Genomic DNA, 21,706 nt, shown 5'->3' with positions numbered 1-21,706 from the left:
GTACTCATGTCGTATCCTGATTCTGAGAATGCAACGGTACTGATCATTGTTACGATTATTCTTAGCTTCGTTGTTGCATCATCGCTTAATATTTATCCATTAAGTCCTAGTATGGCTACATTGCGTCCTATGGTCATGGTGATGGTTTTGGTTTTTTGGTTGTTGTTTCAACCGCGTTATGTCGGTATCTTTACGGCATTTACCATCGGTTTTATCGCTGACTTACTGATGGATACCCACCTAGGACAGCAAGCTTTTGCAGCAGTAGTAGTAGCGCTTGTGATTAAACTGACCAGTATCTATGTTAAGCAGTTAAATACTGTTAGTGCATGGGTAATCGCGAGCCTAGGATTGACTGTATTTCAATTAGCTCTATGGGTATTGCAGATGTTTGTTCAAAACATCTTTGTTGCACAATCCGCCTTTTCATTAATGATGAGTATTCTAAGCTGGCCATTGGTATTACTTATTTTACGTAAGTTTACACGTTAATCAAAGCGATGACGGATAGCGTTTGGCGCTAGCAATCATGCATGAGTAGTTAAGCGTGATTTTTTTTGATTTGAGTATCTATTATCTATAAAACCTCTATGAGGATAAATTCTCAACACACAATAATTTATACAGTAAGAGAGTAGCGATGGATATCGTTTTAGCATCTGGTTCGCCGCGCCGCCGTGAGCTATTGGAAAGAGCAAAGCTGAATTTTAGTATCTTGAGTGCAGATATCAATGAAATACGCTATGATAATGAGTCGCCAAAAGACTATATCGAGCGCATGGTCGCTACCAAAGCTGAGGCGGCGATAAAACAGCTAAATGAAAAGATCCAAGCCAATAAAATGAACTGTGCTGAGCAGCTTATTATTTTAACCTCAGATACCATTGGTGTATTACCAGATGGTAAAACGGTTCTGGTCAAACCAGTCGATCGCGAGCATGCCTATAGTATGTGGCAGCAAATGTCTGATAATGTTCATGAGGTTTGGACGGCAGTTCAAGCGACTCAAATATCATTATTGCCAGACCTTGCTAATTTAACGACTGATTATCAGCAAGGTTTTCAAGTTGTGAACCGCCAACAAATCACTGAACGCACAGAAGTTACATTTATTCCGCTGACGGAACCGATGATGAGCGACTACTGGGACAGTGGTGAGCCTGCTGATAAAGCAGGTGGTTATGGTATTCAAGGTTTAGGTGCTGCATGGGTGAGCCGTATTAATGGTAGCTACACTAACGTCGTTGGCTTACCGCTATCGCAAACATTGGCACTTATTAGAGACATGCAGGCAGATTAAGCAAATATCATGAACCTGCTAAAAGTGAATGACTGATGTTCTGCACATAATGACACGGTAGGGTAATGGGCAAGAGTAAGTCGCATTTGTTACACTATAAAGCTAATAGGCGATGAACGCCTAACAAAAAAGCTGAGAGATAAGAGAAAAACATTATGTCCGAAGAGCTGCTCATTAATATTAGTCCAATGGAGTCCCGTGTTGCAGTATTAGACAATGGTATCTTGGGCGAGATTTATATCGAACGTCATCATAAACTGGGTTTGGTTGGTAATATTTATCTGGGTACGGTTGTCCGTGTCCTACCTGGTATGCAAGCAGCGTTTGTTGATATTGGTCAGTCACGTACAGCTTTTTTGCATGTCAATGATATGCAGCGTGAGCCGCGCCCAGTTGCAGAAAGTAAAAATAAAGCCGCTGTACATAAAGAAAGCGATACAGACCGTGGCCTTGTGAATACTTCTGACGATGATTTGGCCGTTATGTCACCTGTAGTTAGCGTGCCAAGCTCGGAAATTATGCCTGTTTCTAAAACATTGATTCAGCATCGTCTACACGAAAGCCAACGTATCTTAGTGCAAGTAACGAAAGATCAGTTAGGTAGTAAAGGTGCTCGTCTGACCACCAACATATCGCTACCGTCACGCTATTTGGTGTACCTGCCATCAAGTGAACATATCGGTATATCGCAGCGTATTGACGGCGATGAAGAACGTACTCGTCTAAAAACTGAACTCAGTAGTTTAATGCAAACGGTTAATCTAAAAGGTGGATTGATTGCTCGTACCGCTGCTGAACGCGTTCCTGTCGAAAAGCTTGAAGAAGATATCTATTACCTGTTACAGCTATGGCGCACTATCTGTGCTCGTCGCCAAGAAATAAACCACCATCAAAGCTCAGAGCTTATTTACCAAGAACTGGCACTGCCATTAAGATCTATTCGTGACTTGGTACATGCTGATACCGAAAAAGTCATCATCGACAATACACAGATATATGAGCAAGTAAGATACTTTGCCAAAGAGTTTGTACCTTTTGTCTACGATCGAATTGTCCATTATACTGCTGAGCAATCTCTATTTGATATACACCGTGTCGAAGATGACTTACGTGATGCCTTAAAACGCCGCGTAGATCTCAAGTCAGGTGGTTATTTGATTATCGATCAAACAGAAGCGATGACAACGATTGACGTAAACACGGGTTCCTTTGTTGGTGGTCGATCATTAGAAGACACTGTTTATAAAACCAATCTAGAGGCGACTCATGCCATTGCTCGTCAGCTGCGTTTGCGAAATCTAGGTGGCATCATTATTTTAGACTTTATCGATATGCTAGAACAACAGCACAAAGACGATGTGTTAGAGAGCTTACAAGCTCAGTTAAAGCAAGATTATGCCAAGACTAAGATTACGCAAGTCAGTGAGCTTGGCTTGGTAGAGATGACCCGTAAACGTACCCGTGAGTCATTAGGGCAGCAGCTTTGTGAGCCGTGCCCAACCTGTCAAGGCCGTGGCTTTGTAAAAACAGCTGAAACCGTGTGTTTTGAAATATTTCGTGAGATTATGCGCTGTGCTCGCACTTATAACTCTCCCAAAAAATTCACCGTCGTGGCCCATGCATCAGTCATTGACTTGCTACTAACGACAGAGTCAGATACCGTAGCAGATCTGGAATATTTACTTGGTAGGGTGATTACTTTTGATGTGGAAAATCTTTATACCCAAGAACAATATGATATCGTTTTAGACTGATGGCTTATCTGTTATAGATAACGGAATCATTAGAAATAGATAGCGATGCTTAAAAAGCGTAATATCTAGACCGACTACAGATATAGCTCTTGCAATGAGCGAAATAATATGTATAATACACACCACTGAATTATATATGCGCAGCTGACTAGAAAAGCTGGCGCTATGACAGCTAGAGCATCGTTTCTAGCACTATTTCATTATGCCTTTGCTGCTTTCCAATATATAGGAGGGTCGGCGGGGCTTTAAACTATTTTACTTTTGGCACGCTATAAGTTCGGATAAAGAACTCATTCTGGTTAAGAACAGAAGGCCGCTTTAAGTGAATATTTAACCAAACGGCTTTTGATCATATCTTTGCAAAGCAAGAATGATAAAAGCACATATTAGGAGCTTGCTGGCATGGCTAACCAGAGAATCCGTATCCGTCTTAAGTCTTTTGATCATCGTTTGATCGATCAATCTGCACAAGAGATTGTTGATACTGCAAAGCGCACCGGTGCGCAAGTTTGTGGTCCTGTACCGTTGCCGACTCGCATTGAGCGCTTCAACGTTCTAACCTCACCACACGTTAATAAAGACGCTCGTGACCAGTACGAAATTCGTACTCATAAGCGTATGGTTGATATCGTTCAGCCAACTGACAAAACTGTGGATGCGCTAATGAAATTAGATTTAGCGGCGGGTGTTGACGTTCAAATTGCTTTGGGTTAATGCACATTAAACACCCAACCCATTAATATAAGATATAAAGAGGTCTAAAATGGCGATCGGTTTAGTCGGTAAAAAGTGCGGCATGACCCGTGTCTTCACTGAAACAGGCGCATCTATCCCTGTAACAGTGGTTGAGGTCGATGCAAACCGCATTACTCAAGTAAAAAATACTGATGTAGATGGTTATCAAGCCATCCAAATTACCACAGGTACCCGTCGTGACAGCCGTGTAACAGCTGCACAGAAAGGTCACTTCGCTAAAGCTGGTGTTAAAGCTGGCCGTGGTGTTTGGGAATTTCGTGCCAACGAAAGCGATCTTGAAGGTCGTGAGATTGGTGGCGAAATTCTAGCTGACTTGTTCGAACAAGGTCAGATGGTTGATGTGACAGGAAACAGTAAAGGTAAAGGTTTCCAGGGTCCTGTTAAGCGTCACAACTTTAGTATGCAAGATGCTACTCATGGTAACTCAGTGTCTCATCGTGCACATGGTTCAACTGGTCAGAACCAGTCACCAGGTAAAGTATTCAAAGGCAAAAAGATGGCGGGTCAGATGGGTAACAAGCGCGTTACCGTTCAAGGCCTAGAAGTGATTTCGGTTGATGCCGAAAAAGGGTTACTTGTCATCAAGGGTGCTATCCCAGGTGCCACCGGTGGCGATGTTATCGTACGTCCGTCAGTCAAAGCCTAAGCAAGGGGATTAACGTGGATTTAAAAACAGTTACAGGTGCGGCGGTTGAGCTTTCTGATACGGCATTTGGTCGTGAATTCAACGAAGCACTAGTGCATCAAGTCGTCACCGCTTATTTAGCTGGTGCTCGCCAAGGTACACGCGCACAAAAAACCCGTGCCGAAGTTTCTGGCGGTGGCATCAAGCCATGGCGCCAAAAAGGTACTGGTCGCGCTCGTGCGGGTTCTATTCGTAGCCCAATCTGGCGTTCAGGTGGTCGTGCATTCGCTGCAAAACCACAAGATTGGTCACAGAAAGTAAACCGTAAAATGTATCGCGGTGCGATGCAGTGCATCCTAGCCGAATTGATTCGCCAAGAGCGTTTGATTTTGGTAGAAGAGTTGAGCGTTTCTGGGCCGAAAACTAAAGAACTGATTGCAAAGCTAAATGAGCTTGGTGCACCTCGTGCCTTGATCGTCACTAAAGAAGTTGACGAAAACTTATACTTAGCTGCTCGCAACATTCCACATGTCAATGTACTTGGTACAAATGAAGTGGACCCAGTGAGCTTGATCGCATTTGATAAAGTGGTCATGTCAGTTGAAGCTGCGAAACAATTTGAGGAAGCACTAGCATGAATAACGCAAGACTTTATCAGGTCTTAAGAGGGCCTGTATTCTCAGAAAAATCTCAAATGCTTGGCGACTCACTTGGTGTGCAGGTATTTAAAATTGATTCTAATGCTACTAAGCTTGAAGTCAAAAAAGCAGTTGAGTTGATGTTTGAAGGTGTTGAAGTTACTAAAGTGAACACTTTGAATGTTAAAGGTAAGACAAAGCGTTTTGGTAAAAGCATCGGCCGTCGTAACGACTACAAAAAAGCCTATGTTACCTTAAAAGCTGGTCAAGATGTACAAATGGCTGATGCTGGTGAAGACGTAGTAAACACTACTGATTCTGCTAGTGAAACAGCGAATAACGAATAAGGATTACACTCATGCCTATCGTAAGAGCAAAGCCAACATCACCAGGCCGTCGTTTTGTTGAAAAAGTGGTGCATCCACACCTTTACAAAGGTCGTCCTTTTGCAGCGCTTCTTGAATCAAAAAGTAAGTCAGGTGGTCGTAATAATAATGGTCGCATAACGACTCGTCATATTGGCGGTGGTCATAAGCAGCATTATCGTGTTATCGATTTCAAACGTACTAAAGACAATATCCCAGCTACAGTAGAACGTATTGAATACGATCCTAACCGTACTGCACACATTGCCTTGCTTAAGTATGCGGATGGCGAACGTCGTTACATTATTGCTGCTAAAAAACAAGCAGTTGGTGATACGGTAATGTCAGGTGAAACTTCACCAATCCGTCCAGGTAATTGTTTACCACTGAAAAACATCCCATTGGGTACTGTGATTCACAATATCGAACTTAAAATCGGTAAAGGTGCACAGATGGCTCGTGCAGCGGGTGCTAGTGTTCAGTTATTAGGTCGTGACGGTATTTATGCTATTCTACGTTTACGTTCTGGCGAGACTCGCCGCGTACATGTGAATTGCCGTGCTGTTATCGGTGAAGTTTCTAACACTGAAAACAACTTGAAATCACTTGGTAAAGCCGGTGCTTCACGTTGGCGTGGTGTTCGTCCTTCAGTTCGTGGTGTCGCTATGAACCCGGTTGATCACCCACATGGTGGTGGTGAAGGTCGTAACAAAGGTCGCCATCCAACTAGCCCTTGGGGTCAGAAGTCTAAAGGACTTAAAACGCGTAGTAATAAGCGTACTGACAACATGATCATCCGCCGTCGCGCCAAGAAGAAATAAAGGAAGAATTTCATGCCTCGTTCATTGAAAAAAGGTCCATTCATAGACGCGCATTTGTTTGCTAAAGTTGAGAATGCATTAGACACCAACTCACGCAAGCCAATTAAGACTTGGTCGCGCCGCTCGATGATTTTGCCACAAATGGTTGGCCTAACTTTATCTGTTCACAACGGCCGTACTCATGTACCGGTTATCGTGAGCGAACAGATGGTTGGTCATAAACTAGGTGAATTTGCCCCGACTCGTACGTATCGTGGTCATGGCATTGACAGAAAAGCTAAGAAATAAGGTGCTTACCATGGAAGTAACTGCAAAATTACGCGGTGCCGCCATATCGGCACAAAAAGTTAGACTCGTTGCTGATGAAGTTCGTGGCAAATCTATTGAGCGTGCTTTGGATATCCTAACGTATAGCAATAAAAAAGGCGCTGTGTTTGTTAAGAAATGTCTTAACTCAGCTATCGCCAATGCCGAAAACAACAACGGTCTAGATATCGATACTCTTAAAGTATCAACTATCTACGTTGATGAAGGCATTACGCTAAAACGTATCCTACCACGTGCCAAAGGTCGCGCTGATCGTATCAGCAAGCGTACTTGTCACATCACTATAAAGGTAGGAGAATAAGTTATGGGTCAAAAAGTACATCCAATCGGAATTCGTCTTGGTGTTGTCAAAAAGCATAATGCAAACTGGTATGCTAACCCTAAACAATACTCAGAATACCTCATCAACGACATTCAAGTTCGTGAATACCTTCGCAAGAAGCTAGATAACGCTATGATCAGTAACATCATGATCGAGCGTCCTACTGGCGCTGCTAAGATTACCATCGCCACTGCGCGCCCTGGTATCGTTATCGGTAAGAAAGGCGAAGATATCGAAAGACTTCAAAAAGAATTGACCAAAATTATGGGCGTACCTGCTCAGGTCAACATTGAAGAAATCACGTCACCTGATCTTGATGCACGTCTGGTTGCAGACGGTATTGGTAGCCAACTTGAGCGTCGTGTTATGTTCCGTCGTGCAATGAAGCGCGCTGTACAGAACAGCATGCGTTCTGGTGCTAAAGGTATTAAAGTTGAGTTGTCTGGCCGTCTTGGCGGTGCTGAGATTGCTCGTACTGAATGGTACCGTGAAGGTCGTGTGCCATTGCATACACTCCGCGCTGATATTGACTATGCGTCAGTACGTGCAGAGACAACTTACGGCACTATCGGTGTAAAAGTTTGGATTTTCCGTGGCGAAATCCTTGACGGTATGAACAGTGTTTATAACCCCGTCAACGAAGAGAAGCCTCGTGCGCCAAAACGCCGTGGTCGTGGAAACGGAAACCGTCGAAACTCAGACAGAGGTTAAACTATGTTACAGCCAAAACGTACCAAGTTTCGTAAAATGCACAAAGGTCGTAACACTGGGCTAGCTCATCGTGGAAGCACCGTTGCATTTGGACAAATTGGTCTAAAATCGTTGACTCGTGGTCGTATGACTGCCCGTCAAATTGAAGCAGCACGTCGTACCATCACTCGTAAAATTAAGCGTGGCGGTAAGATTTGGATTCGTGTATTCCCAGACAAGCCAATTACCAACAAACCATTAGAAGTACGTATGGGTAAAGGTAAAGGTCCTGTTGAATATTGGGTATGCGAAATCAAGCCTGGTAAAGTGCTATATGAAATCGAAGGGGTCTCTGAAGAGCTTGCTCGTGAAGCGTTAACGCTTGCCGCAGCAAAACTGCCCTTTAAAACTACCATTGTTAAGCGGACGATAATGTAATGAAGATCAGTGAATTACGTGATAAATCATTAGAAGAACTGACCCAGTTACTTGATGAAAAGCAACTTGATGCTTTCCGTATTCGTATGGCTAAAGCAACTGGTCAGTTGGGTAATACCCATGAAGTACGTGCCAATCGTCGTACGATTGCACAGCTTCAGACTTTGATTAACGAGAAACAACGAGGCGACTCATGAGCGATAACAATCAAACAGCTACCAATGCTAGCGTATTGACAGGACGAGTTGTCAGCGACAAGATGGATAAGTCCATCACAGTTTTGATTGAGCGTCTGGTTCGTCATCCTCTATATGGCAAACAGCTTCGTCGTTCTACAAAAATCAAAGCACATGATGAGAACAATGTTTGCCAACAAGGTGACCTTGTCCGTATCAAAGAAACGCGTCCAATCTCAAAAACTAAGTCTTGGACTTTAGTTGATGTGGTTGAAAAAGTAGAAAAAATCTAAGTAAATTGCATTAAAAGCCAGAAGCTGTTAGAATAGCCGCCTTTTTAAGGATGCTGATTGCGCCGAGCGTATATCACTCACATTAAGAGTAGGTCGCGGCTATTTATATTAAAATGCCGTCTACTCATACTGTGCTAGCGGCAGCAACTGGTTTTTATTGCTCATACGTGTGGAGTAACGCTATGATTCAGGTTGAGTCAATGCTGGAAGTTGCAGATAATAGCGGTGCAAGGCGAGTTCAGTGCATTAAAGTACTGGGTGGTTCTCATCGTCGTTATGCATCAGTTGGCGACATTATTAAAGTAACGGTTAAAGAAGCCATTCCTCGTGGTCGTGTTAAAAAAGGCGACGTGATGAATGCAGTAGTTGTGCGTACCAAAAAAGGCGTTCGTCGTCCGGATGGTTCTGTGTTGCGTTTTGATGACAATGCTGCGGTATTGTTAAACCAAAACAAAGCGCCAATTGCAACTCGTATTTTTGGACCGGTAACTCGTGAACTACGTGGTGATCAGTTTATGAAAATTGTATCACTTGCACCAGAAGTATTGTGAGGTAATCCATGTCAAAATTACGTAAAGGCGATACAGTTATCGTGATTGCTGGGAAAGATAAAGGCAAACAAGGTACTGTACAAGCTGTAAAAAACGATCGTATTAAAGTAGAAGGCATTAATATTGTTACTAAACATCAGAAGCCTAATCAGGCAGCTGGCGTTGAAGGCGGTATTCTTAAGCAAGAAGCTTTTCTACATATCTCAAATGTCGCAATTTTAAATGCGCAAACCCAAAAAGCTGATCGTATTACTTATCAGTTCGATGAAGACGGCAAGAAACAACGCGTCTATCGTTCGAACGGTGAAGTAGTGGCGACTGCGTAAGACACTAAGGGTGTAATGGTAATGGCAAGATTAAAATCTTTATATAACGATAAGTTAAAGCAGCAAATCAAAGAAGAGCTTGGTTTAACAAATGTGATGCAAGTGCCTAAAATCACTAAAATCACACTTAACATGGGTGTGGGCGGCGCGTCTCAAGATAAGAAAATTCTTGAAGGTGCCGTTGCCGATATGACCGCTATTGCTGGTCAAAAGCCTGTTGTTACTAAAGCGCGTAAATCAGTTGCTGGTTTTAAAATTCGTGAAGAATGGCCAATTGGCTGTAAAGTAACGCTACGCGGTGAGCAAATGTACGAATTTTTAGATCGTCTCATTGCCATTGCAATTCCTCGTATTCGTGATTTCCGCGGTTTTTCACCTAAAGCCTTTGACGGACGTGGTAACTACTCATTGGGTATTAAAGAACAAATCGTATTCCCAGAAGTAGATTTTGACAAAATTGATCGTATCCGTGGTATGGATGTGACAATCACCACGTCAGCTAGTAGTGATGAAGAAGGTCGTGCGTTGCTTAAAGCATTCGGCTTCCCATTTAAATAAGGTAAAGACGTTATGGCAAAGAAGAGCATGATTAACCGCGAATTAAAGCGCGAAAAAATGGTTGCTAAATATGCTGAAAAGCGTATCAAGCTAAAAGAAACTATCAGTGATATGACTGCAAGTGACGAAACTCGTATGGAAGCGATGCTAGAGCTACAAGCTCTACCACGTAATTCATCACCAGTACGTCTGCGTAATCGTTGTGCTATCACCGGTCGTCCTCATGGTTACTTCCGCAAGTTTGGCTTATCACGCAATATGCTGCGTGAGCGTGTCATGCAAGGCGATGTGCCTGGTGTTCGTAAAGCAAGCTGGTAAGGAGTAACTATATGAGTATGCAAGATACCGTTGGGGATATGCTAACCCGTATTCGTAACGCACAAATGGCTAATAAAGTATCGGTAGCAATGCCGAACTCTAAATTACGTAAATCAATTGCTGATTTATTGGTTAGCGAAGGTTATGTGGCTAGTGCTGTTGTCGCTGAAGAAGCAAACAACAAAGCAACACTTACTATTGAACTAAAATACTTCGAAGGCAAAGCTGTCATCGAAACTATTCAACGTTATAGCCGTCCTGGTTTGCGTCAGTTCCGTGGTAAAGATTCTATTCCTACTGTTAAACAGGGTATGGGCGTTGCTATTGTATCAACTAGCCAAGGTATCATGAGCGATCGTGCTGCACGCGCTGCTGGTATCGGTGGTGAAATTGTCGCATTTGTAGCGTAAGCTACACGACGATGAAGTTTATTTGATAGTTGTTAGGCTCTTGTTAATTGAATGGTTATAAATTAATTTAAATTGATAGGTGTCTAACACAGTCAACTATGCTAAACTAACATGCTTTTTAGCCTGTTAGTTTTTTCGCTAATATAAAGAAGTTAATTTTTTAAGGAATATTCCTATGTCTCGTGTGGCTAAAGCCCCAGTAACGCTGCCAAACGGCGTAAGCGTTACTTTGAACGATCGGCAGGTCGAAGTTAAAGGCAAGAACGGCAATTTGTCTTTACGCCTGCATGAATTGGTCGAGCTGAAACAGGAAGATGATGCTATCATTTTCTCACCTACAGTCGATTCAAAAGAAGCTATGATGTACACTGGCACCATGCGCGCTCTAGTTAACAACTATGTTAAAGGCGTTCATGAAGGCTTTGAAAAACGTCTTCAATTGATTGGTGTTGGTTATCGTGCACAAGTTGCTGGCAATAAAGTAACGTTAAACGTTGGCTATTCTCACCCAGTAGAGTATACGTTGCCTGAAGGTGTATCAGCTGAAACCCCAACGCAAACTGAAATTGTTTTGAAATCAAACAATAAACAGCAGCTTGGCCAAGCAGCGGCTAACATCCGTGGTTTCCGCCCACCTGAGCCTTATAAAGGTAAAGGTATTCGTTATAGTGACGAGCATGTGATTCGCAAAGAAGCTAAGAAAAAATAAGGTGAGTTGAAATGTTTGATAAAAAAGCAGCTCGTCTACGTCGAGCAAAGAAAACCCGTGCGCATATCCGTTTCTTAGGCGTTCATCGCTTAACGGTTAACCGTACGCCAAAACATATTTATGCCCAGATTATCTCTCCTAACGGTGGTGAAGTGATTGCTCAGGCATCTACCTTAGACGGCAGCTTGCGCTCTGGTGCGACTGGTAATGTTGATGCAGCAACGTCTGTAGGCCAAATGATCGCAGAACGCGCAAAAGCAGCTGGCATTAATAAAGTTGCCTTTGACCGTAGTGGTTTTAAATATCATGGTCGAGTTAAAGCTTTAGCTGAAGCGGCTCGCGAAAACGGATTGGAGTTTTAATCATGGCTAGAAATGATAAAAATGATAAAAATGAACAGACTGACGGTCTAGTAGAACGCTTAGTTACCGTTGATCGTGTTGCAAAAGTAGTTAAAGGTGGTCGTATTTTTTCGTTCACTGCGTTGACTGTAGTGGGTGACGGCAATGGTCGCGTGGGTTTTGGTCGTGGTAAAGCACGTGAAGTGCCAGCTGCTATTCAAAAAGCACTAGAAGCTGCTAAACGTAATATGATTACTGTTGAGTTAAATGATGCAACTTTGTATCATCCGATCAAAGCACGTCATGGTGCTAGTAAAGTCTATATGCAGCCTGCATCTGAAGGTACTGGCGTAATCGCTGGTGGTGCAATGCGTGCTGTGTTAGAAGTTGCTGGTGTCAAAGATGTTTTGACTAAATGTTATGGTTCTACCAATACTGCTAACGTTGTTCGTGCAACGTTTAACGGTTTACGTGATATGTCAACTCCAGAGAAGATGGCAGCTAAACGTGGTAAATCTGTAGACGAAATCTTGGGTTAACTTAGACTAGGTGAGTTACGATGAAAAAAATGAAAGTCACTCAATTTAAATCGGGTGCCCATCGCCTAAAGAGCCACAAAGCGAGCTTGAAAGGATTGGGTTTACGCCGCATTAATCATACTGTTGAAGTAGAAGATACTCCTTCAACTCGTGGTATGGTCAATCGCGTTAACTACATGGTAAAAGTGGAGGAAGCGTAATGGGTCTTAGATTAAATGAATTATCACCAGGTGTTGGCGCAAAGAAAACTGCCCAACGTCGTGGTCGTGGTATCGGTTCAGGTCTTGGTAAGACTGGTGGTCGTGGTGTAAAAGGTCAGAAGTCTCGTTCAGGTTCTAGCATTCGCTCAGGATTTGAAGGTGGTCAAATGCCTTTATACCGTCGTCTACCAAAATTTGGTTTTACCAGTAAGATGGCAATGAAAACTGCTGAAGTACGTCTTTCTGAACTAAAACAAATTGAAGGCGATGTGGTTAGTATTGAAACACTTAAAGCTGCCAACCTTATTCGTCATGATATGAAGCGTGCCCGTGTGATGTTATCAGGCGAAGTTACTAAAGCTTACACCTTTAAAGGTATTAAAGTAACTAAAGGCGCTAAGCAAGCAATCGAAGCTGCTGGTGGTAGCATCGAGGAGTAGTAACGTGTCAAAACAATCAATGTCATCGACTGGTATACCGCTTAATCCATTCGCATTTATACGAAAGTATGATGAATTATGGACGCGTTTATTATTCTTAATCGGCGCATTGATTGTTTATCGTTTAGGGTCACATATTCCAGTACCGGGTATTAACCCAGTTAATTTGGCTGATCTGTTTTCGCGCAACGAAAATACCATTTTGAGCATGTTCAACATGTTTTCAGGTGGTGCACTAGAACGTATGTCCATTATGGCACTTGGCATTATGCCATATATCTCAGCATCGATTATTGTACAGATGATGTCTGCGGTATTACCATCGCTTGAAGCTCTCAAAAAAGAGGGGGAAGCAGGACGACGTAAGTTAAATAAGTATACCCGTCAGGGGACACTTGCTTTAGCATTAGTACAGTCATTAGGAATGTGTGCTGGTTTAATCAGTCAAAATCTTACTTTATCTTCTGGTCTTACTTTTTATATTCCAGCCGTTACTTCTTTAGTAGCGGGCGCTATGTTTTTAATGTGGCTTGGTGAGCAGATTACAGAGCGTGGTGTGGGTAACGGTATTTCGATGCTCATTTTTGCGAGTATTGTGGCTGGTACACCAGGTATGATTTCGCAATCTATCGAACAAGTCAATCAAGGGCAGATGAACTTGATTGTATTATTTATTTTTGTGTTGCTAGGTATCGCGGTTACTGCTGGTATTGTTTATATTGAACGTGCCCAACGCCGTGTGCCTGTAAACTATGCACAGAAACAGCAACAAGGTCGCAAAATTTATGCTCAGCAGCAATCTCATTTGCCGTTGAAGCTAAATATGGCAGGCGTTATCCCTGCTATTTTTGCAAGCTCTCTGTTGTTGTTTCCAGCAAGTTTGGGACAATGGGTTGGTCAATCGACTGATCCAACCTTTACACAAAAAATATTACAAAATATGGCATTGGTATTGTCTCCAGGGCAGCCGCTATATTTGGTACTGTTTGGTGCGATGATTATTTTCTTCTGCTATTTCTATACGGCTCTGGTATTTAGTCCCCGTGAAGTTGCAGAGAACCTTAAACGTAGTGGTGCGTATATTCCAGGTATTCGCCCAGGACAACAAACTCAGCGTTACCTCGATCATGTATTAAACCGACTGACCTTTATTGGCGCGATGTATATGACGGTTATTTGTTTAATGCCAATGGTCGTCCAGTCATCGTTTGGTGTGCCGTTTCAACTCGGTGGTACGTCTTTACTGATTATGGTGGTTGTGGTAATGGATTTCATATCGCAGATTCAAGCGCATTTGATGACCCATCAATATCATGATCAGACGTTAATTCAATCGCCCACTCAACCTTAAAAATGAGCGGTACGATATTTCAAGGAGCATGCTATGAAAGTTCAAGCATCAGTTAAAAAGATTTGTGGTAGCTGTAAAGTTGTGCGCCGTAAAGGCCGTGTACATATTATTTGTACAGCAGAACCTCGCCACAAGCAACGTCAAGGTTAATATTTAGTGTGATTTAGCCCTAGGCTCTATTACTGATTAAATTAATACTTGAAAAATGACGGCGGATGAGTTATTATCCGCCACTTGCCGTAGTTTATATGAAAAGCTTTTATAGTGCTTTTAATGGTTGGCTTATTATTAGGTCAATTCAGGAAAAGTGTTATGAAATTTTACGTATCGACAGCAACAAATCTGAAAAATAACGCTTTATCGAGAGATAATGCTCATTTTTCTTTAATGGAGAGAAATCAATGGCTCGTATTGCCGGCGTAAACATTCCGGATAATAAGCATGCTGTTATTTCACTAACTTATATCTTTGGTGTAGGTCGTACCACTGCTCAGAAAATCTTAGAAGCAGTTGGCATTGCCCCTACTACTAAAGTTAGCCAGTTAGATGATACACAGTTAGATGCTATCCGTGCACAAGTTGCAAATTACATGACTGAAGGTGATCTTCGTCGTGAAGTGTCAATGAATATTAAGCGCTTAGTTGATCTTGGTTGTTACCGTGGCATTCGCCATCGTCGTAACCTACCAGTTAGAGGTCAAAACACTAAGAACAACGCTCGTACTCGTAAGGGTCCGACACGCCCTCTCAAAAGATAATTAACTTAGGAAGCTAAAAGATGGCAAAAGACACTCGTAGTCGCAAAAAGGTGGCTCGTCGTTCAGTATCGGAGGGCGTAGCCCATATCCATGCGTCTTTTAATAACACCATTGTTACGATTACCGATCGCCAAGGTAATGCATTGGCTTGGGCCACTTCAGGTGGACAAGGCTTCCGTGGTTCACGTAAATCTACACCATTTGCAGCTCAGGTTGCAGCTGAAGTCGCTGGTAAAGCGGCCCAAGAATATGGTGTTAAGAATATCGATGTTTTGGTCAAAGGACCAGGACCGGGTCGTGAGTCTGCGGTAAGAGCACTAGGTGCATTGGGTTATAAAGTTAACAGCATCTCTGATGTAACCCCAATCCCACACAATGGTTGCCGTGCGCCCAAAAAGCGCCGCGTCTAATATTAAAGACGAAGCTTTTTATCCCAGAAGCTTATAGGAGACATAACAATGGCCCGCTATATTGGACCAAAACTCAAATTATCACGTCGTGAAGGTACTGACTTAGGTCTTAAGTCTGGTGTTAAACCATACGACGTAAAAACGAAAAAAGCTGGTCGTCCACCAGGTCAACACGGTGTAAGCCGTAACAAGACCTCAGAATATGCTCTACAGTTGCGTGAAAAGCAAAAAGTTAAGCGTATTTATGGTGTACTAGAGCGTCAATTCGCTAACTACTATAAAGAAGCTGCTCGTAAGCGTGGTGCTACTGGTGAGAACTTACTAGCTATGCTAGAAAGTCGTCTAGATAACGTGGTCTATCGCATGGGCTTTGGCTCAACTCGCGCAGAAGCACGTCAGCTAGTCAGTCATCGTACTGTTATGGTGAAAAAAGCTGGCCGTGATGAGTTTGTTCGTGTGAACATTCCATCAATTCAGCTTCAAGATGGTGATGTCATCGCTATCCAAGAGAAGTCTCGCGAACAACTACGTATTAAAAACGCTGTTGAACTAGCGACACAACGTGGTATTCCAGAATGGCTAGATGTTGACCACAGCAAACTACAGGGCACGTTTAAACAAGCGCCTGATCGTATTGATCTACCTGCTGAAATCAACGAAAGCTTGATCGTTGAGCTATACTCTAAGTAATGACGTACTGCTCGATGTCGTGAAAATGACATTGAGCAATTAACGTTAATTAAACCAGTTTAATAAATCGAGGTGACATCATGATGCTAAATGCAACTGAGTTTCTAACGCCGAATGCCATTAACGTGGATACGGTTAATGAAACGATTGCGAAAGTCACGCTCGAACCGTTAGAACGCGGCTTTGGGCATACTTTAGGTAATGCCTTACGTCGCATCTTGTTATCTTCATTACCTGGTGCTGCAGTCATTGAAGCTGAGATTGATGGTGTTGACCATGAATACTCAACACTTGAAGGACTACAAGAAGACGTGCTTGACTTGCTTTTGAACTTAAAAGGCTTGGCAATCACTCTTCATGACCAAAATGAAGTATTTTTGACCTTGGATAAACAAGGTCCAGGCACTATTACTGCTGCAGACATCGCGTTACCACATAATGTAGACATCATCAATCCAGAATTGGTATTGGGTACATTGAGTGATCGTGGTCATCTTAAGATGCGTTTGCGTGTAGTAATGGGTCGTGGATATGAGCCAGCAAACCAGCGCCGTGAAGATGGTGATACTAAAGCAATTGGACGCTTGAAGCTTGATGCAAGCTTTAGTCCTGTGCTTCGTGTTGCTTATCAGGTTGAGAACGCTCGTGTAGAGCAGCGTACTGATCTTGATCGTCTTATCGTTGAGCTTGAAACTAATGGCACTATAGATCCAGAAGAAGCAATTCGTAAAGCAGCCACTATTTTACAACAACAGATTTCTATCTTTGTTGACCTAGAAGCTGAAGAAGCGCCTGAGCCTGTGAAAGAAAAAGAAGAGGTTGATCCGGTGCTATTACGCCCTGTGGACGATCTTGAACTAACGGTTCGCTCAGCCAACTGCTTAAAAGCTGAAAACATTTACTATATCGGTGATTTGGTACAGCGTTCAGAGACTGAACTACTAAAAACCCCAAATCTTGGTAAGAAATCATTAACAGAAATCAAAGACGTGTTAGCGTCTAAAGATTTAGAGCTCGGTATGCGCCTAGATAACTGGCCACCAGCTGATTTACGTGTTGATGATCGCTTTTCTTATCGTAGCCGTTAAACTTTAAGGATTTTTGACTATGCGCCATCGTAAGAGTGGAGTCAAGCTGGGTCGTACCGGCAGTCATCGTAAGGCAATGTTTCAGAACATGACTAACTCATTATTTGAGCATGAACTGATTAAAACAACTTTACCAAAAGCTAAAGAACTACGTCGCGTTGCCGAGCCATTAATCACTATGGCTAAAGAAGACAGCGTTGCTAACCGTCGTTTAGCATTTAGCCGTATGCGTAGCAAAGCTATGGTAGGCAAATTATTTGGCACGTTAGGTCCTCGTTACCAAACTCGTCCAGGTGGTTATTTGCGTATCGTAAAATGCGGTCATCGTGATGGTGATAATGCGCCAATGGCATATGTAGAGCTAGTTGATCGTGACTAGTTTGACACTGAATATATTATGTATAAAAAAAGCTCCAATTAATTGGAGCTTTTTTTATGTCAAATTTTCAACTACAGCAATAATGAATCAACACTAGCAGCACCTTGTCTAATGACTTCAGGTTGGCCACTAGTCATATCTACAATGGTGGTTAACTTGGTGGTTTTTATACCTGCATTTATTAGGCCATCAATCTGATTGCCCAAGATATCTTCAATTTCAAATGGGTCATCGAGAACATCATCACGGTTAGGCAGTATTAGTGAGCTGGTTAAAATGGGTTCATCCATTGCTTCTAACAGTGCTTGAGCAATAGTGTTACTTGGTACTCGAATGCCAATGGTTCTTTTTTTAGCATGAGACAGTTTTTTCGGCACATCTTTTGTGGCATTTAGGATAAAGGTTATGGGCGCCGGAGTGTGCGCTTTAAGTTGTTTAAATTGCATATTGTCTACAGTTGCGTAGTTGGCAATTTCACTTAGATCGCGGCATAGTAGTGTAAATTGATGCTTGTCATCAAGCTCACGAATCTGTTTAAGCTTTTCTAGAGCATCTTTCGCACCCAAGCGACAACCGAAAGCGTAGCTAGTATCGGTAGGATAGATGATTAATTGATCTTTACGTAACAGATCAGCTGCTTGTTCAATAAGGCGTGGTTGTGGATTATCAGGGTGAATATAGAATACTTGCATGATGCTTCCTTATCTTATAGTTATGAGGTTTTTCTTCATTTAAATAAGTATTTAGGTGGCTGAATTAAAGCTGTCTGGGGTGTGTCCTCATTTCAAAACTGCAGATAACAATGAGATAAATTGCCATCAAACGAGAATATAGTGTAAACAATATCGAGATATTAACCAGCTATTTGACGAAGTTTGGCAAAACTTTGCTATTTTTAGCCTAGTTAGAAAGCTATCGCTTGAATTGAGGACAAGCCCTAACACTATAGTTGATTCAATTGAAAAGTAGTACAAGGCAGCCAAGTGTAGATGCATATCTAATACTTCAAACGAGGTTAACGCTGTAATACTTTCATAATGGAATGACTATAATAGATTAGATTGCATATATATCTTATTATAACGTAAAGCATATATAATTTTAGTGGTGAGGCGTTATTGTTCGTACAAAATGATTGGCTATAGTCGATTCAATATTAAAAATAGTACAAGGCAAACGAGTGTAGATGTATACGTGATACTTCAAGCGAGGTTAACGTTGTAATACTTTTATAGTGGAGTGACTATATCTAGGTTGCAAGAAATAATAGTGTTAAGTGACGACTGGTTCGGAGGGTTTAATGGTAGAAATACTAAGCAAAGTGAATAATAAAGTTTTTGCGTCACGTGGTAAAGTATGAGGTCTTGCGATATATTCTTTTACCTGCTGATAAACATCTCTCACGAAAGTACTAGCACTGGTATCAAAATCTGCAAATAAGTTATCTTGTGAGACTTGAAAGGAGCGTCCACAGGCTAAAGTGAAGAGACATTCTAATGCTTGGGGTTTAATTTCTACACGCTCAAAAGCCTGCTGTTGTGCTGCTGATCGCCCATCGGGTGCATACCAGTATCCAAAATCAGGCAATCGTCTACGAGACTCTCCAGCGATACACCAGTGACTTAATTCTAGTAAACTCTTTGTCATTAGTGTACATGACTATGTTGTTGAAAATTAATAGATTTAGAATCTAAGTATATTTTTATCAATTGAAAAGAAAATGTACATTAATTCATGAAAAATTCAGCTGTTGTACATTCTACCTAATTAGATAAACACCGCTTATATTCAAGACTGAGAAGGAGGTTATCTATCTCTGCGCCTCAGTTATCTTATGATAAGATGATGCCTAATAAAGTGATTGTATTACACCTTCCTAAAAAAACCTAAATTTTGACTCTGGTTAAAGAATAATTTTAACAATCTTGAAATTTTTGTGTTCTCTTAAAATGCTAAGTCTTCGACAATATTAAATTAAAATATAAAGGATGTTTGGGCAGTATGCTAATAGATAACGTGGTAGAAAAAGTATCTGATACTCTTATTAATTCGATTCAAGATAATGACAAGCTTGCAGTAATGACAGGCCTTTTCTCTATATACGCATACGAACATTTAAAAGAGTCACTTAATAAAGTTGATTCAGCTCGACTGCTCTTCTCTCAAGCTAAAGGGTTTGATTATTTAAGTTCATCAGATAATGAGTCTCCATTTGGTGCATTAAATGGCACTGCGTTAGAAAATAAGTTTCGTAATCAGCTAAAACAGAAGGCAGTAGCCCAAGAGTTTGCAAGTTGGTTAGAGAAAAAAGTTTCAGTTCGACTGGTTCAACAGATTGGTGCCGTTCATCAACATGTCATACATGTTGATTCAATATTTGAATCAGTTGCTATCAATGGGGCTCAATTTAACGGCCAAGGTCTGGGTCTAACTGAATCTAAGGGTTTTGATATGATAACCCTTGCAAATGCTGACCAAGCCAAAGAGTTGCTTGCATTCTTTAATCGAGTTTGGGGTAGCAAAGCGCAAGTCAAAGAAGCTAAAGAGCTTTATCAAGCAGAGTTAGCAAAGCTAACTTCGGATCAAACACCACAATTTATTTACTTCATTACTTTGTATAGTATCTTTAAAGGCTTTATTGGTGAGCTGCAAGAAGATAAGATTTTGAAAGTAAAAACAGGTTTTAAAGATACTATCGTCTGGAATAAGCTCTATAAGTTTCAAAAGGATGGCGTGTTAGGTGCAATCAATAAGCTGGAACACTTTAACGGATGTATTATTGCTGATAGTGTAGGCTTAGGTAAAACATTCGAGGCACTTGCTGTAATTAAGTACTACGAGCTTCGTAATGATAAGGTCTTAGTTCTCTGTCCAAAAAAGTTGCGTGATAACTGGCTAATCTATACACAGAACGATAAGCGTAATCTACTTGCAAGTGACCGTTTTAATTATGATGTGCTAAACCATACGGACATGAGTCGTACCAGTGGTTATTCAGGAGATATAAATCTTGAAACTATTAATTGGGGTAACTATGACCTCGTTGTAATCGATGAGTCGCATAACTTTAGGAATAATAATCCTAAAAAAGATGGGCGTAATCGCTATCAAAGGTTGCTTGAAGATATTATTCAAGCTGGCGTAAAAACTAAAGTGCTGATGCTTTCTGCCACACCAGTAAATAACCGTTTGAATGATATGAAAAACCAAGTGGCTTTCATTACTGAAGCAAATGACCATGCTTTGCTAGATCATGGCATCAGCAGTATTGAAGGAACACTAAGGCAAGCGCAAACAAGGTTTTCAAAATGGGCAGAACAAGATCCTGATGAGCGTACTTCAAAAGATTTGCTTGATTCAATGAACTTTGATTATTTTAAGTTGCTTGATATTTATACTATTGCTCGTTCTCGTAAGCATATTGAAAAGTATTATGGTACATCAGATATGGGGAAATTCCCCACACGTCTGCTACCAATCAATCTTAAGGCTTCAATAGACCTAAAGGATCAGTTCCCACCTTTAGAAGAAGTAAATAAAAATATTCGTAGGCTCTCATTAGCATTTTACTCACCAATAAAATACGTCAGAGTCGATAAAAAAGCTGAATATGCCCGAAGGTATGACCAAGAAGTTAAAGGTGGGAAAAGTGTATTTAAGCAGATTGATCGCGAAGAAAGCTTAATTCATCTTATCCGCATTAACTTATTGAAGCGTATGGAAAGCTCCATTCACTCGTTCACGCTAACGTTAGAAAAATTACTGACGCAAGTGAATGTGTTGCTAGAAAAAATAGAGCACTTTGATTCCAACTTGATGAGTGAGAATACGGAAGAGTTTGTGGCTCCATCAATTGAAGAGATTGACGACCTCGAATTTGAATCTCCAGAGTTAGCGCCATACCTAATAGGTAATAAAACAAAAGTTCGCATCCAAGATATGGATTTAATTAGATTTACTCAAGATCTAGAGGCGGATAGTATTTTTCTTCAAGAAATCTTACGTGTATCTAAAAGTATAGATGCAGCACGAGATGCGAAGCTAACAATGCTAAAAAGTAATTATTCTGATAAATGCAAAAACCCAATAAACGAAAATAATAAAAAAGTAATCATTTTTACAGCATTTGCTGA

General features: G+C 41.4%; 33 protein-coding genes and 1 pseudogene. 32 read left to right on the top strand and 2 right to left on the bottom strand.

Annotated features, from left to right (window positions below):
* The first annotated feature begins 6 nt into the window (after positions 1-6).
* The 31 genes from mreD (at position 7) to rplQ (ending at position 17,573) form a co-directional block, all read left to right on the top strand.
* Positions 7-492: a rod shape-determining protein MreD gene (gene mreD / locus ACT3QP_RS07790; protein WP_444525061.1), complete on the top strand. Its 486-nt coding sequence runs from the start codon at positions 7-9 to the stop codon at positions 490-492.
* 148 nt (positions 493-640) lie between these two features.
* Positions 641-1,300: a Maf family protein gene (locus tag ACT3QP_RS07785; protein WP_444525060.1), complete on the top strand. Its 660-nt coding sequence runs from the start codon at positions 641-643 to the stop codon at positions 1,298-1,300.
* A 155-nt stretch (positions 1,301-1,455) separates the two neighbouring features.
* Entirely contained in the window at positions 1,456-3,054 is a 1,599-nt protein-coding gene (locus ACT3QP_RS07780; protein ID WP_444525059.1) for an Rne/Rng family ribonuclease, read from the top strand.
* A 402-nt stretch (positions 3,055-3,456) separates the two neighbouring features.
* On the top strand, positions 3,457-3,768 hold the full coding sequence (rpsJ, locus tag ACT3QP_RS07775) for a 30S ribosomal protein S10 (protein ID WP_010196670.1): 312 nt from the start codon (positions 3,457-3,459) through the stop codon (positions 3,766-3,768).
* 49 nt (positions 3,769-3,817) lie between these two features.
* Positions 3,818-4,456 carry a 50S ribosomal protein L3 gene (rplC, locus tag ACT3QP_RS07770; protein WP_444525058.1) on the top strand — a complete coding sequence of 213 codons (639 nt, stop codon included), beginning with the start codon at positions 3,818-3,820 and terminating at the stop codon, positions 4,454-4,456.
* Positions 4,457-4,470: 14 nt separating this feature from the next.
* Positions 4,471-5,073, top strand: a complete 603-nt coding sequence (gene rplD / locus ACT3QP_RS07765) for a 50S ribosomal protein L4 (RefSeq protein WP_444525057.1) — start codon at positions 4,471-4,473, stop codon at positions 5,071-5,073.
* Positions 5,070-5,420 (top strand): 50S ribosomal protein L23, encoded by a 351-nt coding sequence (rplW, locus tag ACT3QP_RS07760; RefSeq protein ID WP_444525056.1) that lies wholly within the window; start codon positions 5,070-5,072, stop codon positions 5,418-5,420. Before rplD ends, rplW begins: the two co-directional genes overlap by 4 nt.
* Positions 5,421-5,431: 11 nt before the next feature.
* Positions 5,432-6,259 (top strand): 50S ribosomal protein L2, encoded by an 828-nt coding sequence (gene rplB / locus ACT3QP_RS07755; protein ID WP_444525055.1) that lies wholly within the window; start codon positions 5,432-5,434, stop codon positions 6,257-6,259.
* A gap of 12 nt (positions 6,260-6,271) precedes the next feature.
* Positions 6,272-6,547, top strand: a complete 276-nt coding sequence (rpsS, locus tag ACT3QP_RS07750; protein WP_021813372.1) for a 30S ribosomal protein S19 — start codon at positions 6,272-6,274, stop codon at positions 6,545-6,547.
* A gap of 10 nt (positions 6,548-6,557) precedes the next feature.
* A complete protein-coding gene (gene rplV / locus ACT3QP_RS07745) occupies positions 6,558-6,887 on the top strand; it encodes a 50S ribosomal protein L22 (protein ID WP_010196689.1) in 330 nt (109 codons plus the stop codon).
* 3 nt (positions 6,888-6,890) lie between these two features.
* The gene (rpsC, locus tag ACT3QP_RS07740; protein WP_192518022.1) at positions 6,891-7,619 is read left to right on the top strand and encodes a 30S ribosomal protein S3; all 729 of its coding nucleotides are present in this window, start codon (positions 6,891-6,893) and stop codon (positions 7,617-7,619) included.
* Positions 7,620-7,622: 3 nt separating this feature from the next.
* Positions 7,623-8,036, top strand: a complete 414-nt coding sequence (gene rplP, locus ACT3QP_RS07735; RefSeq protein WP_075102274.1) for a 50S ribosomal protein L16 — start codon at positions 7,623-7,625, stop codon at positions 8,034-8,036.
* A complete protein-coding gene (gene rpmC, locus ACT3QP_RS07730; RefSeq protein WP_025644397.1) occupies positions 8,036-8,233 on the top strand; it encodes a 50S ribosomal protein L29 in 198 nt (65 codons plus the stop codon). Before rplP ends, rpmC begins: the two co-directional genes overlap by 1 nt.
* Positions 8,230-8,505 (top strand): 30S ribosomal protein S17, encoded by a 276-nt coding sequence (gene rpsQ, locus ACT3QP_RS07725; RefSeq protein WP_021813375.1) that lies wholly within the window; start codon positions 8,230-8,232, stop codon positions 8,503-8,505. The genes rpmC and rpsQ overlap by 4 nt, the downstream gene beginning before the upstream one ends.
* A 182-nt stretch (positions 8,506-8,687) precedes the next feature.
* A complete protein-coding gene (rplN, locus tag ACT3QP_RS07720) occupies positions 8,688-9,056 on the top strand; it encodes a 50S ribosomal protein L14 (protein ID WP_010196702.1) in 369 nt (122 codons plus the stop codon).
* 8 nt (positions 9,057-9,064) lie between these two features.
* Entirely contained in the window at positions 9,065-9,382 is a 318-nt protein-coding gene (gene rplX, locus ACT3QP_RS07715) for a 50S ribosomal protein L24 (RefSeq protein WP_192518021.1), read from the top strand.
* Between the two features lie 21 nt (positions 9,383-9,403).
* Positions 9,404-9,940 carry a 50S ribosomal protein L5 gene (gene rplE / locus ACT3QP_RS07710; protein ID WP_192518020.1) on the top strand — a complete coding sequence of 179 codons (537 nt, stop codon included), beginning with the start codon at positions 9,404-9,406 and terminating at the stop codon, positions 9,938-9,940.
* 12 nt (positions 9,941-9,952) lie between these two features.
* The gene (gene rpsN, locus ACT3QP_RS07705) at positions 9,953-10,258 is read left to right on the top strand and encodes a 30S ribosomal protein S14 (protein WP_010196705.1); all 306 of its coding nucleotides are present in this window, start codon (positions 9,953-9,955) and stop codon (positions 10,256-10,258) included.
* Between the two features lie 11 nt (positions 10,259-10,269).
* Positions 10,270-10,668 carry a 30S ribosomal protein S8 gene (gene rpsH / locus ACT3QP_RS07700; RefSeq protein WP_444525054.1) on the top strand — a complete coding sequence of 133 codons (399 nt, stop codon included), beginning with the start codon at positions 10,270-10,272 and terminating at the stop codon, positions 10,666-10,668.
* A 175-nt stretch (positions 10,669-10,843) separates the two neighbouring features.
* Positions 10,844-11,377 (top strand): 50S ribosomal protein L6, encoded by a 534-nt coding sequence (gene rplF / locus ACT3QP_RS07695; RefSeq protein WP_444525053.1) that lies wholly within the window; start codon positions 10,844-10,846, stop codon positions 11,375-11,377.
* A gap of 11 nt (positions 11,378-11,388) precedes the next feature.
* A complete protein-coding gene (gene rplR / locus ACT3QP_RS07690) occupies positions 11,389-11,739 on the top strand; it encodes a 50S ribosomal protein L18 (RefSeq protein ID WP_192518017.1) in 351 nt (116 codons plus the stop codon).
* A 2-nt stretch (positions 11,740-11,741) separates the two neighbouring features.
* Complete coding sequence (gene rpsE, locus ACT3QP_RS07685) at positions 11,742-12,257, top strand: 30S ribosomal protein S5 (RefSeq protein WP_010196711.1); 516 nt, start codon at positions 11,742-11,744, stop codon at positions 12,255-12,257.
* 20 nt (positions 12,258-12,277) lie between these two features.
* The gene (gene rpmD / locus ACT3QP_RS07680; protein ID WP_010196714.1) at positions 12,278-12,457 is read left to right on the top strand and encodes a 50S ribosomal protein L30; all 180 of its coding nucleotides are present in this window, start codon (positions 12,278-12,280) and stop codon (positions 12,455-12,457) included.
* Positions 12,457-12,897, top strand: a complete 441-nt coding sequence (rplO, locus tag ACT3QP_RS07675) for a 50S ribosomal protein L15 (protein ID WP_192518016.1) — start codon at positions 12,457-12,459, stop codon at positions 12,895-12,897. The genes rpmD and rplO overlap by 1 nt, the downstream gene beginning before the upstream one ends.
* Positions 12,898-12,916: 19 nt before the next feature.
* On the top strand, positions 12,917-14,248 hold the full coding sequence (secY, locus tag ACT3QP_RS07670; RefSeq protein ID WP_192518043.1) for a preprotein translocase subunit SecY: 1,332 nt from the start codon (positions 12,917-12,919) through the stop codon (positions 14,246-14,248).
* A 33-nt stretch (positions 14,249-14,281) separates the two neighbouring features.
* Positions 14,282-14,398 (top strand): 50S ribosomal protein L36, encoded by a 117-nt coding sequence (gene rpmJ, locus ACT3QP_RS07665; protein ID WP_010196721.1) that lies wholly within the window; start codon positions 14,282-14,284, stop codon positions 14,396-14,398.
* A gap of 251 nt (positions 14,399-14,649) precedes the next feature.
* Positions 14,650-15,006 (top strand): 30S ribosomal protein S13, encoded by a 357-nt coding sequence (gene rpsM / locus ACT3QP_RS07660; RefSeq protein ID WP_021813384.1) that lies wholly within the window; start codon positions 14,650-14,652, stop codon positions 15,004-15,006.
* Between the two features lie 20 nt (positions 15,007-15,026).
* Positions 15,027-15,416 carry a 30S ribosomal protein S11 gene (rpsK, locus tag ACT3QP_RS07655; RefSeq protein ID WP_192518015.1) on the top strand — a complete coding sequence of 130 codons (390 nt, stop codon included), beginning with the start codon at positions 15,027-15,029 and terminating at the stop codon, positions 15,414-15,416.
* 48 nt (positions 15,417-15,464) lie between these two features.
* Positions 15,465-16,106, top strand: a complete 642-nt coding sequence (rpsD, locus tag ACT3QP_RS07650) for a 30S ribosomal protein S4 (protein WP_192991923.1) — start codon at positions 15,465-15,467, stop codon at positions 16,104-16,106.
* 80 nt (positions 16,107-16,186) lie between these two features.
* Positions 16,187-17,194, top strand: a complete 1,008-nt coding sequence (locus ACT3QP_RS07645) for a DNA-directed RNA polymerase subunit alpha (protein ID WP_087040762.1) — start codon at positions 16,187-16,189, stop codon at positions 17,192-17,194.
* A 19-nt stretch (positions 17,195-17,213) separates the two neighbouring features.
* Entirely contained in the window at positions 17,214-17,573 is a 360-nt protein-coding gene (gene rplQ / locus ACT3QP_RS07640; protein WP_010196736.1) for a 50S ribosomal protein L17, read from the top strand.
* A 71-nt stretch (positions 17,574-17,644) separates the two neighbouring features.
* Here rplQ and ACT3QP_RS07635 read toward each other — a convergent pair whose 3' ends face one another.
* Together ACT3QP_RS07635 and ACT3QP_RS07630 are read right to left on the bottom strand one after the other, a co-directional pair.
* Positions 17,645-18,265, bottom strand: a complete 621-nt coding sequence (locus tag ACT3QP_RS07635; RefSeq protein WP_444525052.1) for an L-threonylcarbamoyladenylate synthase — start codon at positions 18,263-18,265, stop codon at positions 17,645-17,647.
* 580 nt (positions 18,266-18,845) lie between these two features.
* Positions 18,846-19,211 (bottom strand): annotated as a pseudogene (locus ACT3QP_RS07630) (elongation factor P hydroxylase); the annotation flags it as partial.
* A 363-nt stretch (positions 19,212-19,574) separates the two neighbouring features.
* On the opposite strand from ACT3QP_RS07630, the gene ACT3QP_RS07625 reads away from it, so the two are divergent.
* The coding region (locus tag ACT3QP_RS07625; protein WP_444525051.1) for an SNF2-related protein at positions 19,575-21,706 on the top strand (2,132 nt) is incomplete at its 3' end.

The organism is Psychrobacter sp. AOP7-B1-24, from assembly GCF_052376215.1.
Classification (GTDB): domain Bacteria; phylum Pseudomonadota; class Gammaproteobacteria; order Pseudomonadales; family Moraxellaceae; genus Psychrobacter.
The sequence above is the reverse complement of the archived record's forward strand: the minus strand, read 5'-3'. Positions and strand labels throughout refer to the sequence as shown.